General features: G+C 72.4%; 13 protein-coding genes and 1 riboswitch. Of the genes, 7 read left to right on the forward strand and 6 right to left on the reverse strand.

Annotated features, from left to right (window positions below):
- Positions 1-37: 37 nt before the first annotated feature.
- A complete protein-coding gene (locus OHS17_RS01650) occupies positions 38-1,480 on the forward strand; it encodes an NUDIX domain-containing protein (RefSeq protein WP_330310701.1) in 1,443 nt (480 codons plus the stop codon).
- Complete coding sequence (locus OHS17_RS01655) at positions 1,468-2,838, forward strand: phosphotransferase (protein ID WP_330310702.1); 1,371 nt, start codon at positions 1,468-1,470, stop codon at positions 2,836-2,838. Before OHS17_RS01650 ends, OHS17_RS01655 begins: the two co-directional genes overlap by 13 nt.
- A gap of 425 nt (positions 2,839-3,263) precedes the next feature.
- Here the strand turns inward: OHS17_RS01655 and OHS17_RS01660 are convergent, their stop codons facing one another.
- Positions 3,264-4,421, reverse strand: coding sequence for a phosphoribosylaminoimidazolecarboxamide formyltransferase (locus tag OHS17_RS01660; RefSeq protein ID WP_330310703.1), 1,158 nt, complete (start codon positions 4,419-4,421; stop codon positions 3,264-3,266).
- Between the two features lie 34 nt (positions 4,422-4,455).
- A riboswitch (ZMP/ZTP riboswitch) is annotated at positions 4,456-4,540 on the reverse strand.
- A gap of 651 nt (positions 4,541-5,191) precedes the next feature.
- Between OHS17_RS01660 and OHS17_RS01665 the strand changes: the two genes are divergently transcribed.
- From OHS17_RS01665 to OHS17_RS01675, 3 genes are read left to right on the forward strand one after another with little or no spacing between them, the layout of a single operon-like run.
- Entirely contained in the window at positions 5,192-5,557 is a 366-nt protein-coding gene (locus OHS17_RS01665) for a hypothetical protein (protein ID WP_330310704.1), read from the forward strand.
- Between the two features lie 29 nt (positions 5,558-5,586).
- Positions 5,587-6,684: an NUDIX hydrolase gene (locus OHS17_RS01670; protein WP_330310705.1), complete on the forward strand. Its 1,098-nt coding sequence runs from the start codon at positions 5,587-5,589 to the stop codon at positions 6,682-6,684.
- Positions 6,685-6,713: 29 nt separating this feature from the next.
- Positions 6,714-7,103: a GFA family protein gene (locus OHS17_RS01675; protein WP_330310706.1), complete on the forward strand. Its 390-nt coding sequence runs from the start codon at positions 6,714-6,716 to the stop codon at positions 7,101-7,103.
- Here the strand turns inward: OHS17_RS01675 and OHS17_RS01680 are convergent.
- A complete protein-coding gene (locus OHS17_RS01680) occupies positions 7,100-7,975 on the reverse strand; it encodes an NAD(P)H-binding protein (protein WP_330310707.1) in 876 nt (291 codons plus the stop codon). The two genes, OHS17_RS01675 and OHS17_RS01680, sit on opposite strands and share 4 nt — an antisense overlap.
- A 63-nt stretch (positions 7,976-8,038) precedes the next feature.
- On the opposite strand from OHS17_RS01680, the gene OHS17_RS01685 reads away from it, so the two are divergent.
- Positions 8,039-8,635: a TetR/AcrR family transcriptional regulator gene (locus OHS17_RS01685; RefSeq protein WP_330310708.1), complete on the forward strand. Its 597-nt coding sequence runs from the start codon at positions 8,039-8,041 to the stop codon at positions 8,633-8,635.
- Between the two features lie 338 nt (positions 8,636-8,973).
- Here OHS17_RS01685 and OHS17_RS01690 read toward each other — a convergent pair whose 3' ends face one another.
- From OHS17_RS01690 to OHS17_RS01700, 3 genes are all read right to left on the reverse strand, one after another.
- Complete coding sequence (locus OHS17_RS01690) at positions 8,974-9,528, reverse strand: hypothetical protein (RefSeq protein WP_330310709.1); 555 nt, start codon at positions 9,526-9,528, stop codon at positions 8,974-8,976.
- A 170-nt stretch (positions 9,529-9,698) separates the two neighbouring features.
- On the reverse strand, positions 9,699-10,667 hold the full coding sequence (locus OHS17_RS01695; protein WP_330315125.1) for a hypothetical protein: 969 nt from the start codon (positions 10,665-10,667) through the stop codon (positions 9,699-9,701).
- Positions 10,668-10,690: 23 nt separating this feature from the next.
- Positions 10,691-11,527, reverse strand: a complete 837-nt coding sequence (locus tag OHS17_RS01700; RefSeq protein WP_330310710.1) for an SDR family oxidoreductase — start codon at positions 11,525-11,527, stop codon at positions 10,691-10,693.
- Between the two features lie 169 nt (positions 11,528-11,696).
- Between OHS17_RS01700 and OHS17_RS01705 the strand changes: the two genes are divergently transcribed.
- Positions 11,697-12,062 (forward strand): hypothetical protein, encoded by a 366-nt coding sequence (locus tag OHS17_RS01705; RefSeq protein WP_161211554.1) that lies wholly within the window; start codon positions 11,697-11,699, stop codon positions 12,060-12,062.
- A 4-nt stretch (positions 12,063-12,066) separates the two neighbouring features.
- On the opposite strand, the gene OHS17_RS01710 is transcribed toward OHS17_RS01705, so the two are convergent.
- A complete protein-coding gene (locus OHS17_RS01710) occupies positions 12,067-12,351 on the reverse strand; it encodes a hypothetical protein (protein WP_330310711.1) in 285 nt (94 codons plus the stop codon).
- Positions 12,352-12,498 lie beyond the last annotated feature (147 nt).

The raw sequence follows: 12,498 nt of genomic DNA on the forward strand, positions 1-12,498 counted from the left end.
CCGCCCCGCACCCCTTCCGCCGTCCCGAGGTCACGACATGCCGCTCACCCGCTCCCACATCCGCAGCACCACCGAGGCGTACCTGGCGCGCCACCCGCACGAGCGAGAATCCCTCGCCGGGCTGCTGTCCCTCCTGGACGGCCCCGACGATCCGGCCGACCGTGCGACGCTCCCCGCCCACGTCACGTGCAGCGCTGTCGTCGTCGACCGCCGGGGCCGGGTCCTGCACATCCGGCACCGGGCCTCCGACGGGCTCGTGCTCACCCCCGGCGGTCACACCGAGCCCGGCGACCGCAGTCTGCTCGTCGCCGCGTTGCGCGAGCTGTCGGAGGAGACCGGGATCGCTCCGGGCGCCGTGTCCCTGACCCGGCACTTCCTCGGCTCCCCTGTCGACGTCGACGTGCACGACATCGACGCGCGCCCCGCGAAGGGCGAACGCGCCCACCGGCACTACGACTTCCGTTACGTGTTCTACCTCGCCGACGAGGAGCCACCTGCGCTCACTCTCCAGGACGAGGAGGTGTCCGGCGCGCAGTGGCTGCCCCTGGCGGAGGTCGGGTCACCGACCCTGCGTACGAAGCTTCTCCGGGCGGGCCTGGACGGGCGGCCCGAGCCCGTGAACGCCTCGGCGATCATCCACGACGGCAATGGCCGGTACCTGCTGCACCTCCGGGACGCGAACAAGCCGTGGATCTGGGAGTCGGGGTGCTGGTCGCTGCTCGGCGGTGGCTGGGAGCCGCAGGACCGCACGCTGCTCGACACGGTCCGCCGGGAGTTGCGCGAGGAGGCCGATCTGGCGGTCGCCGGCCTGGTGCCGTACGCGGTCGAGCACGTCACGGGCACGGACGGGACCCGGGTGCCGGTCCAGGTGTTCAGCGGCCGCTGGAACGGTGACCCGGCCGGCCTGCCGCTCACCGAGGGCGTGATGGTCGCCTGGGTGCGGCCCGAGAAGTTCCCGTACATGACGATGCTGCCGTCGACCCGGGCGCTCCTGGAACGGCACGCCGCCGAGCACGATGCGCCCTCGTCCCCGGCGCCGGGGACGGTCCTCAACGTCGTCGGCGTCCACCTCTACCTGGAGCGGGACGGCCAGGTCCTGCTGGGGCTGCGGCACCCCGACTCGGCGTACGCGGGCAACACCTGGCACGTACCGGCGGGTCACTGCGAGGCGGAGTCCGCGACCGCGTGCCTGGTCAGGGAGGCGTACGAGGAAACGGGGCTGGTGATCGACCCGTCGGATGTCGAACTCGTCCACACCGTGCACACGGTCAACCGTCCGGGCGGCAGGCCCAGGATCGGCCTGTTCTTCCGCGCACGGCGCTGGGAGGGCACGCCTGAGCTGAGGGAGCCGGACAAATGCGTCGCCTGGCAGTGGTGGAACGCCAAGGACCTGCCCGAGCCGTTGGTCCCCTACGCACGGGCCGCGATCGAGGGCATCCGGGCCGGACGCGTCTACACCGAGCTGGGGTGGACCCGTTGACCCGCGTCGACGCGCCGGTGGACGCGCACCTGCTGGCCGTACGCGACGGAGACCGCGGGCCGGAGGTGCTGCTGTCCCGGCGGGCCGGAAACGTGTACGCGAGCGGTCTGTGGCACGCGCCGTCGGGCCATGTGGAGGCCGAGACCGTGGTCGACGCCGTCGTACGCGAGACGCTGGAGGAGACCGGTCTCGCCGTGGATCCGGCGGACGTGCGCGCGGCCGTCACGGTGCACCACCGGCCACCGGTCGGCCGGGCGCGGATCGGGGTGTTCTTCGAGGTGCGCCGGTGGAGCGGCACGCCGCGCGTCATGGAGCCGGACAAGTGCGACGCGATGGGGTGGTTCGCGCTGGACGCGCTGCCGGAGCCGATGGTCGCGTACTGCCGGGCGGGACTGGACGCCTACCGGGCCGGGGCGCATTTGGGCGTGCACTTCCAGGAGCCGGGCGACCCGATCGCGTACGACCCGGCCGTGGACCGGTTGCTGCTGGTTTCCGGCGCCGCCCCGGAGGGCGCGGTGCGTGCCTTCGCCCAACGGGCGGTGGGGCGGATCACCCGTTGGGCGGACGTCTCCTGGGCGCGGGAGGAGAGCCGCGTCTGGCGGGCGGACGGTGCCGAGGGCGGCACCTGGTACGTCAAGGTCCACCAGAACGAGCGTTTCCACCGGCGCGAGGTCACGGCGTTACGGGGCTGGGTCACCGGCCTCGGAGAAGCCGCGCCCCGGCTGCTGGCCGCCGACGACACCTTGCGGGCCGTCGTGCTCACGGCGGTGGGAGGCCGCTCCCTGCACGGTGCCGTCCTGCCGCCGGAGCAGGAGCGCACGGTGTTCCAGCGCATCGGGCAGCTCGCGGCCTCCATTCACGCCAGCGGTGCCCCGGGCCGACCGGGCGGCGAGGTCCTGCCCGTGGGGAAACTGGAACGGCACCTGGACGGGGCCCGGCCCCATCTCGCCGCTGGTGACGAGGAGTTCGTCCGCAGCACGGTCGAGAGTGCCGCCGACAGGCCCGCCCTGCCGGTAGTCCCCACGCACGGCGACTTCCAGCTGCGCAATCTGCGCTGGGACGAGGGCTCCGGCACGCTGTACGTGATCGACTTCGAGCGCTCCGAAGAGGGGCCCGCCCTACGGGACTTCGTGCGGCTGTCCGACAGCTGGCACGGCCGTCCCGACCTCCTGGCAGCCGTGATGGACGGCTACGGCCGCCCGTTCACCCCGCAGGAGGAGGCCCAACTCACGCTGCTCTCCGTCCTCGACGCCGTCTCCGGCATCGCGTACGGCACCGCGCACGGCGACCCCGAACTGGTGGAACGCGGCCTGCGCACCCTGGCCCGGCTCCGTACCGACCACCCCACCACCCCATGAGGAGGCACACGTTGACGTACACCACGCGTGATCAGTGGGAGGAGCACTTCGGTGGGGGCCGGGGCGAAATCGCCCTCCTCGGCGCCGCCTGGGAGTCGGTGGAGCGGCTGGACGCGGACGGGATGGCCCTTCCTGGTCCTGCGCGGACTCCGCCCGCCCGGCACCCGGGCCGTCGAGAAGAGGCCTCGACAGGGTCCTGCTCGGCCGGTCGCGGCGCGGCATGCTGGAGCCAACTGGAGTACGGGCGGGTTCCCGGGAGTGTTGGGCAGCGCGTCGTCCCACCCCGGCCGGCAGGAGGCTCGCTGGGCTCGACGAGCGGGCATCCCGGATTTCAGGCCGTTCTCCTGAGTTTCAGGAGAAACTACCGCAATTTCTGCATCCATGGCAGATCGCGGGCTTGGCGTCCTCGACCTCAGCCCTGGTCCTCAGTGGTGGAAGAGCCTGAGCCCGGTGCGGGCGAGGGCGATCTGGTGCTCGCGGCAGGCGTCCTCGACTTCGGTCGACCGGATGGATCCGCCCGGTTCGGCGATGTAGGCGACGCCGTGCCGGTGGGCGTGGTCGACGTTGTCGCGGAATGGCAACGCGCCGTCCGATACGAATGCCACCTCTGCCAGGCCCGCGAGCCACTGCGTGCGCTGCTCGTCCGTCAGCTCGGGTACGGGTGCGGACAGGGCTGTCGACAAGCGTGAGCTCTCATCGGGGGTGAGGTCGCCCTCGATGAAGCGGATCTGCCAATTGATCCGGTCCTGGCGCCGCGTGTCCGGTCGAAAGGAGAGCGCACGGACAGCCGGGTGACGTCTCAGCCACCAGATGTCTGCCTTCGCACCGGCCAAGCGGGTGCAGTCCACCCGGGACTGCTGACCGGCACCGATTGCCAGAGTCGCCCCACCACGCAGGTAGCACACGGAGTTGGACTGCGTGAAGCGCAGCACCGCCAGGCCCAGCAGGAGATCCTCGGCCGCCTTGGTCGGCAGCGTGCCGCACACGACGTTGTCCAGCAGAGCGGTGGACAACGTCACCTCGTCGCGCCGCTGCGACAACCGCAGTCCGAACATCTCCCGTGTCTCGTACTGCGGAGGTGTGAACGCCCGATCCGCTTCCATGACCAGGAAGCGGCCGTTCTTCTTCTTGCTGAGCGTCGCGACGGTGCCGGGAGCGTAACCGGGGGCGATGACGCCGTCGCAGACCACGCGGGACAACAATGCGGCGAGCTCGGTGTCGACCGGGTGCGACACGGCGGCGAAGTCACCGTAGGAGGACTTCGGATCGGCGTCGCGAGCTCGCAGATATGAGCTGGTCAGCGCGCCGACGCTGTCTCGGTCGAGGCCGAAGAGCTCGGCGGTGACGTCATCGACGGGGCCGGCCACGGCCGCACCCGCGGGCGAGACGTGCTTGAAGGAAGCAGCGGCCGGCCGGTTCAGGGCTCGGCTCGCCTCCAGGACCAACTGCCAACTGTCGAGTGCGTCCAGCATGTTGATGTAGGACGGGTTGCCCTGCAACACCCGCACCGGCCATCGGCCGAGCTGCACGGGCGCGGTAGTCGCCCCCGCCTGCTGCGGGTTGATCCCATAGCGCAGATCCACGTCATAGCCTCCTGTGTCAGCGGGATATCACTGACGCAGGCGCCCAGGCGGTCGACGCTCACGCGGGAAATCGGCCGCTCCCCGGTGGTTTTCCACCTTCGCCAGTTGCGACCGGACACGATGCTACCCGCAGGATCGCGCACGTGGTTCCGCCGGTCGTCCCGCCGGCGGGCAGTAGGTAGCCACAGACTCGCCCGTCCAGGGCCCATGACCGCCCACTGTGACCCTCTACCCGGTCACCGCCGGTCGTCCGGTCGTGCCGGCCGAGGCCGTCCGGCTGCGCGGTGCGATGGCCGAGACGGTGATCGCGGGCGGGTGGGCCCCGTCCGAGCCCGAGGCCGGCAGCGGACGGGTCACCGCCGTCGAAGCCGACGCCGCGCGCGGCGCCCCGGCCGGTCTCGTCCCGCGTGGCGGCTTCGACGCCGGCATGATCACGTACAGCCGCTGGGACATCGCACCCGCCTGGCGCGAGCAACTGGCCGAAGGCGGGCGCCTCGTCCTGCCGTGGGAGATGGGCGGCTGCGGCCGGACGGTCGCGTTCGAGCGGCGCGGTGACGTGCTTCACGCCCGGCGTTTCACGTACTGCGGTTTCGTCCGCGACCAGGGCCGTCAGGCGCGTTCCGTACCCGTCGTGCCGCTGCTCGGCGGTGCGCTGACGCTCCGCTTCGACGAGAGTGCGGCCGCCGGTGCGGACGGTGTGGAGGAGGCGCTGCGCGGGCCGCGTCACGAGGTCGCGACCGGCGTCATGATGGGGGCTCGGCTCGCTGCAGTTGTACGCGGCCACCACGCTGCCGGGCTTCTGCCGGCTGGGCGTCCACGAGGACACGGTGGTCCACGCCTTCGGCGCGGAGGGTCCGCGGCTGGCCGAGCTGGTCGCGGCCACGGTACGGGCGTGGGACCGCCACATCCGCGCCGCCGACGACGACCGGCACGCCGATCCCGTCCTGACCGTCCACCCGGCGGGCACGCCGGACCTTCTGCTGCCCGCCGGGGACGTCCTGGACAAGGCGTCCTCCCCGCTGGTGTTCCGGTGGCCGGGCCGGGACGGGCGTCTGCCGGGCCCGGCCCGGCGCGCGGCGGACGCGGTGGCGGCGGCCACGGCCACGGCCACGGCCACGGCCACGGCAGAATCGTGACCGTCCAAGTCCTCCTGGAACGGAGAGAGATGACCACCACATCCGCACCCGACGAGACTCCCGGCGTGACGAAGAAGGACGAGGCGTACGGCGAGCTGCGCGCCTCGGCCGCGCTGTGGGCCGGCACCAGTGTGCTGATCACCAACCAGCGCGGGCAGGTCCTGCTCCAGCGTGTCAGCTACCGGCCCACCCGCCTGCTGCCCGGCGGAGCCGTCGACAAGGGCGAGTCACCGGCCCGGGGCGCCGCCCGCGAGCTGGAGGAGGAGCTGGGCGTCAAGGCCACCGTCACCCAGGGGCTCGCCGTCGACTGGGTCTCCCCCACCGGCCGGGCCGCGCCCCCGGCCCTGCGGTTCCCGGGCGAGCTGTTGCACGTCTTCGACGGGGGCGTCTGGGACGACGACCGGATCGCGGCCGTCCGGCCCGCCCCGGGCGAGATCGACGGCATCGAGTTCGCCGAACCGGCCGACCTCCCCTCGCTGATGTCCCCCGGCGACGCCCGCCGCACCCTCTCCGCGCTCCGCGCCCGCGTCAACGGCGCCGGTCCCGTGCTCCTGGAGGACGGCCGCCCGATCGCCCCCACCGTCCTCGACCGGGTCGGTGTCCTGCGCACCGCCCGGGCCCGTCACCACCTGCCCTTCCACGCGGGGCCCGTGCCCGCCGGGCTCGCGGTCCGCCAGTCCTGGGTCTGGGCCTTCGCCCCGGACGGACGGGTCCTGCTCCTCCTCGAACCGGACACCGGCGCGGCCTGTCTGCCCGGCGGCACGACGGAGCCGGAGGACGGCGGCGATCCCTGGGTGACCGCCGTCCGGGAATGCCGCGAGGAGGCCACCGCCGAGCTCGGCGACCTCCGCTACCTCGGGTACCTGTCCGACGCCAGGCCGTGCGCGAGGGTCCGTTACGCCGCCGTGCTGGCGAGCCTGGGCGCGGCCGCCGTCGATCCGGCCACCGGTAGGACGTACGTACGCGTTCTGGCCACCCCGGAGCAGGCTCTGGAGTTCTTCGACTGGGGACCGTCCGAGGCGCCGGAGCAACTTGCCGCCGCCCACCGGGGCCGCGCCGTGCTCGGCATCCCCAGGGCCGTTCACCCCCAACCCGTCACCGAAATCGTGCGCCCCACCGCCTGGTAGCGCTTCACCCGTACCGAATCGAGGACCTCATGACCGCCGCCCCCGTGCCCGCCCGGACCGGGCACTGCCAGTGCCGCCACATCACGTACCGGGTCCTGGGCGACCCGATCGACCCACACCTGTGTTCCTGCCCGCACGACACGCGTATCTCCGGCGCGCCCGCGGTCCTGTGGGTGGGCTTCGAAAGGAACGGGCTGACGTGGACCGGCCCGGGCGGCGAGCCGACCTGGTACGCGACCTGGCCCACGCTGCGCCGGGGCTTCTGCCCGCGCTGCGGTACGCATCTCGTCTCCGTCGCCGACGACTCCGACGCGGTCATGGTCACCGGATTCAGCCTCGCCGACAGCAGCGGCACCGACCCCGTCGGGCACTCCTACCGACAGGAGGCCGCTCCTTGGATGACCATCGCCCTTGCTTAGCCTTCCGTGAACGCGGAGGCGTGGTCCGCGGCCCACTGACGCAACGTCCGCGGTGGCCTCCCGAGGATGTCGGCGACCGCCGTGGTGAGGTACGCGGGCTGCCCGACCGCCGCGCTCCACGCGCCGAGCAGCATGTCGACGGCCGAGTCGGGCACCGTGCCCTCGCACAGGCTTCGGAACGCGTCCGGCGTCATCTCCTCGCATGCGATCCGGCGGCCCAGTGCGTCACCGATGACGTCCAGCTGAGCGGCTTGGGTCAGCGATTCGGGGCCCGTGAGCACGTAGTCGCCTCCGGCGTAACCGTCCTGATGGAGCGTCCGCGCCGCGACGGCTGCGATGTCGCGGTCGTCGACCGGTGCCGACTCGGCAGCGGCGTAAGGCCACCGGACGACCTGCCCGGCCCGGATCGCGGGCGCCCACCAGGCCAGCGCGTTCGACGCGAACATCCCCGGCCGGAGGATCGTCGTATCGAGTCCGGTGGCGGCGATGAGCCGTTCGATCTCGGCGTGCAGCACCGCCATGGGATTGGGCTGCTGGAAAAAGGGGTGCGGGGTTCGGTGCGGGGAGGAGAGGAAGACGATCCGCCTTACGTGGGCTGCCAGCCGCTCGATGACTGCCTCCGCTGTCCGGGGCGGGGCGGTCCAGACGAGGAAGACCGCACCGACGCCCTTCAGCGCAGGGTCCAGTGACTCGGGCACGGTGAGGTCACCGGCGAAGACCTCGACCTTCGCCGGGAGCGTCGCCGCCGCCTCGGGGCGACGGACGAGGGCACGGACCGGCGCGCCCGCGTCGAGGAGTTCATGGATGACGACGCGGCCGACCCGGCCCGTCGCTCCGGTGACGAGCACGGGAGGAATGTCTGTCTGATTCATGCCGCCCATGAAAACGTTACCCGGTTAAAAACGCAACCGAGTAACAAGTGTTACGGTGGTCACGTGAGCGAGCCGACGGGGCTGCGGGCCCGCAAGAAGGAGCGGACGCGTGACGCCATCGGCGACGCGGCGGTCTCGCTGTTCCTGGACCGCGGCTTCGACCGCGTCTCGGTCAACGACATCGCCGCGGCAGCCGAGGTCTCCAAGCCGACCCTCTTCCGGTACTTCCCCACCAAGGAAGACCTGGTGCTGCACCGGTTCGCGGACCACCAGGGCGAGGCCGCACGCGTCGTGCGCGACCGCGGCCCCGGCATCGAGCCGGTGACGGCGCTGCACCGGCACTTCCGGACCGGCCTCGACCGGTACGACCCCGTCACCGGCCTCAACGATCACCCCGAGGTGGTGGCCTTCCACCGCCTGGTGTTCACCACGCCGAGCCTGGCGGGACGGCTGACGCAGTACCAGCTGGAGGACGAAGAGGCACTGGCCGACGCCCTCGGCCAAGACATCCGGGCGCACCTGCGGGCAGCCCAGGTGCTCGCGGTCCAACGGGTGCTCGCCCGCGCCAACTGGCAGAAGATCGCCGACGGCCGGACCGCCCACGCCGTCCACCCCGAGGCGGTCGCCGACGCCGACGAGGCGTTCAACCACCTCTGGTGACCGACCCCGGCGGAGGTTCGCTCTCAGTGGTGGGGATGGAGCCCGGCGCCCAGCCGAGCACTTCTTCGAAGCGGCGGGCCGCGAAGGGAAGGGGAGCATCCCCTCGGTCACTCTCATGAAGCCTGATGGTCGCCTGGCTCAACTGGGTGCGCCGTGCCAGCTCTCCCACGGACAAGCCCTCGGCTTCCCGCAGCTCCACGAGCGCTTTCGCCAAGCGCTCGGATTCTTCGCTCCTGCCCACGCGACCCACCCCTGCGTTCGCCGCCACCGTTGAGGCCAGGCTACGGCTCGATGGTGGGCCCCCGCCCCGGCTTCCGGTGCGGGGGCCGGGGCCGGGCTCAGCAGGGGCGGATGTGGAAGACAGGAGTCCAGGACGCGGTGCCGGTGCCCTTGGCGACGTGGGACCAGCGCTCACTGCCGTCGCTGTTGTAGAAGCGGGCGCGGGTCCCCGAGGTCTGGTTGTTGTTGAAGGTGCCGTCACCGATGCCGTTGAAGTCGTAGTAACCGCAGCGGTAGTAGTCGTAGTTGACGCCGCGCCCGTCCGTGATGCACAGGTGCCCGTTGCCGCAGGCCAGGGCCGTGCGGGGCGATGCCAGGTCGCGGGTTTCGGACTGTCCGGGGGCCGGGAGCGTGACGGTGCCGCCGGGGATGTCGAGGGTGTTCGCGGAGGTCTGGCGGGCCCGGGGTTCCTGGGCGCGTACCGCGTCGACCTGTCGCTGGAGCTCTCCGGCCTGCTCGTCGGTGAGGCCGGCGGCCCGCGTCTGCGCGGCGTAGGTCTGCTGTCCGGTCGGGGCGGCGGGGGTCATGGCGTGAGCGGACAGGGTGGGACCGGCGATCAGGGCCGCGGCGGCGGCCATCAGTCCGGCGGTACGGCGGAACGGGACACGATTCAAGGTGTTCTCCTCGGGTTGGCCGTGCGCCTCTTTGAGGTGCATGGCCAACCTTTCCAACTGGGCCCCGTTTCAAGGGACATAGCGGCGAGGTTCACCGTTAAGTGGTGCAGATGCCTTTTTTCGCACGCGCAGGAATCCACCGCGCGTCAGTGTCAATCCCCGCCGGAGGTCTACGCGAGCACCCATCGCGGCGCGTGCCGGGGGTCCGCCGGGCAGACGAAGACGTGCAGATCGTGGTCCCGGCCGAAGCGGAGCCGCGTGGGCCGCGCGACCGGGACGCCGCCCCGGATCGACGCCTTTCCCCTCAGCAGCGGGTCGCGGTCCTCCAGTGGTGCCCAGCTGTGCGAGCCGCCGTCCATCTCGTAGCCCTCAGCCGTCAGCAGCAACTCCATCGGGGTGGCGCAGGACGCGCAGTCGATGGTCATGGGGCCCGTCGACGCCCAGCTGGGGTAGCCGCCGACACGCCAGCCGGGAGGGATGGACAGGTCGTACTGGTAGCTCGGGGCGTCGGACCCGTGTTCGGCCACCTGGGCGTCGTCCCAGGCGTCGATGCGTGCGATCAGGGCGAGGGGCAGCGTGTCGTCCTCCGCCCAGGGGTACGTGTCCACCTCTTCCGGGTGCAGGACGCATGGTTCGGGGAGTTCGTGCTCCCACCGCATCAGGCGCACCCGGGGCTGCTCCGCGAGGAGACGTTCCACCTGTTCGGTCCGGGCGGCCCGCCTCCACCGCAGGTGGTAGCGGCGTTCCAGGTGCGGGCCGTGGGTGAACGGGCAGCGGAAGAGCTGCACCAGGTCCGCGCCGTCGGGCCCGCAGGCGAGGCCGGGGATGTCGCGGCGGAACAGCTGGGCCAGCCCCACGAAGGGCGCCGGGCCGTCATCCCCGGACGGTTCCGCGCGGGGCCACGGCCTGCTCTGCGGCCACCCGCCTGCGGCGCGGGCGCTGCGGATCTCCTCCGGTGCATACCCCTCGGTCTCACTCCGGTGCGGCTCGTGACAGAGGGGCCAGGGCTCGTCCGCCGGCCACAGCATGGGCCCGCCGACATGGCTGTCGCGCACCCCGGGCCGCCCCGGCCTGGGGTGCAGCCGCGTCGTCCGGGCCCGGTAGGGGGCCAGCTCGGGGAACACGGCCTCCACGGACACCGGTCTGGCCGGCGTGGTCCTCGTCATGCCGGGTCCGCCGCGCTCAGGAATGCGCGGGCGCCCCGGAGCCGGGTGGTGAGCCTCCGCTGCGTGGCACGGCAGTCCAGTCGTACGTCGATCCCGTCGGGCAGTCCCGTATCGCGGCGGCGCGCGGAGGGCAACCGCGCGGGATCGAGGCCGTCGCGGCGCGCGATGAGCTCGCCCAGCCGGTGGCGGCTGAGGGCGTCCGGGCCGGCGAGGTGGAAGACCCCGGCGGCGTCGGAGCGGGTGATCTCCCACAGGGCGGCGGCCAGGTCGCTCACGTGCACGGGGCACCGGACGTCATCGGTGAAGAGGGCGCCCTCGCGGGTCCCGTCGGCCAGGGCGTGCACCAACTGCTCGTGCTCGGAACGGCCGTTGCCGATGATCAGCGAGGTCCGGGCGACGACCGCGCCGGGGCTGATGAGGCGTACGGCCGTCTCGGCGGCGGCTTTGGCGGCCCCGTACGGAGTGAGCGGGTCCGGCAGGCAGGACTCGTCGTAGTGGGTGCGGCCCGCGCCGGAGAAGACCGCGTCGCTGGAGACGTGCACCAGGCGGATGCCGCGCTCGGCCGCCGCCAGGGCGAGCCGGACGCCGCCTTCGGCCGTGACCGCCCAGTCCGCCCCACCGCTCGTCGCGTTGATCAAGGCGGTCGGGACCACCGCGTCGAGAAGCTGTTCGAGGCGAAGCGGGGCGCGGAGGTCGAGGTGATGCCAGGCCGCCCGGGCCGGGTCGCCGGGGCGGGAATGGTACGTGACAGCCGGGGGTCCGTCCGAGGAGGGGGCCCGGTGTACCAGCTCGGTGCCCAGCAGGCCGCTGCCGCCGATGATCAGCACAGTCATGCCGCCCTACGCTACGGGCAGCCCGTGCGCGGCCGTCGCCCACGTCCGTGCACCTACCCCGGCCCTTCCCGGCCCGATGGCTGGAAAGCGATCTTCCGCATCTGGTTGAAGACGCAAATAATCGAGTCCGCTCGCTCGATCCCCCTCGAACGCAAAGGTGGCAGACACGATGAGCCGTAACCATCGCAGGTACACCGGGGCCGCTGCCGCGGTCTGTGGAGCGGTCCTCGCGGTCGGCGCGGGCCTCGCCCAGCCCGCCGTCGCGCAGTCCCCGGGCGTCGTTTTCTACACCGGCGCGCACCAGACGGGCGCGGCGACGCCCGTGGACCTCACCAGCACCGGGTGCCACAACCTGGCCGCACCCTCGGCCTCCGCGCTCAACTACGCGGCCGTGGACGTCGATGTGTTCTTCAACGCCGACTGCCGTACCGGCGCCCCCGGGACCGACAGCGACCTGAGCTTTGCCCTGGGCAGCCTGCACACGGCTGACTTCCCGTATCAGGCGGTGAGTTACCGGGTCCGCCCCATGGGCTGACCGGTCAGCCGGCGCTCACCCAGGTCACGACGGCCAGCGTCAGCGGAACGGGGCACGCCACAGCCGCCAGCAGCAGCCAGCGCCGGGGCGGGGCCATGCGGCGTACCGGCGGCAGGAAGGCGAGTGCGACGAGCAGCGCGGCTCCGCCGGCCACGCATGCCGCGTACCCCCCGAGGAACCCGCCGACCGCAGCCCCCGGGGCCGCGCCCCAGACGGAGATCATCAGGACCATGAAGGTCAGCCACGTCACCGACACGGCCGTGGCAGCGCCCAGCAGGGCGGTGGCCACGGCAACTCCGGGTCGCGCGGCGGAAGCCGACTGGACGGGTGCCCACAGGGCGGGGGGGGCGTTGCTTGGGGTCGTGTGTTCATGAGGCGATGGTCTCCCGCAGCCGCCGGGCCCCTCATGAGCGTCGCTACTCACTCGAACGCACTA

The organism is Streptomyces sp. NBC_00523, from assembly GCF_036346615.1.
Taxonomy (GTDB): domain Bacteria; phylum Actinomycetota; class Actinomycetes; order Streptomycetales; family Streptomycetaceae; genus Streptomyces.

What these genes read in the sequence shown, in the direction of transcription:
- OHS17_RS01675 (WP_330310706.1), top strand. Translation starts at nt 6,714, where the DNA reads ATGACCGCCGCCCCCGTGCCCGCCCGGACCGGGCACTGCCAGTGCCGC.
- OHS17_RS01650 (WP_330310701.1), top strand. Translation starts at nt 38, where the DNA reads ATGCCGCTCACCCGCTCCCACATCCGCAGCACCACCGAGGCGTACCTG.
- OHS17_RS01705 (WP_161211554.1), top strand. Translation starts at nt 11,697, where the DNA reads ATGAGCCGTAACCATCGCAGGTACACCGGGGCCGCTGCCGCGGTCTGT.
- OHS17_RS01670 (WP_330310705.1), top strand. Translation starts at nt 5,587, where the DNA reads ATGACCACCACATCCGCACCCGACGAGACTCCCGGCGTGACGAAGAAG.
- OHS17_RS01700 (WP_330310710.1), bottom strand. Translation starts at nt 11,527, where the DNA reads ATGACTGTGCTGATCATCGGCGGCAGCGGCCTGCTGGGCACCGAGCTG.
- OHS17_RS01680 (WP_330310707.1), bottom strand. Translation starts at nt 7,975, where the DNA reads ATGAATCAGACAGACATTCCTCCCGTGCTCGTCACCGGAGCGACGGGC.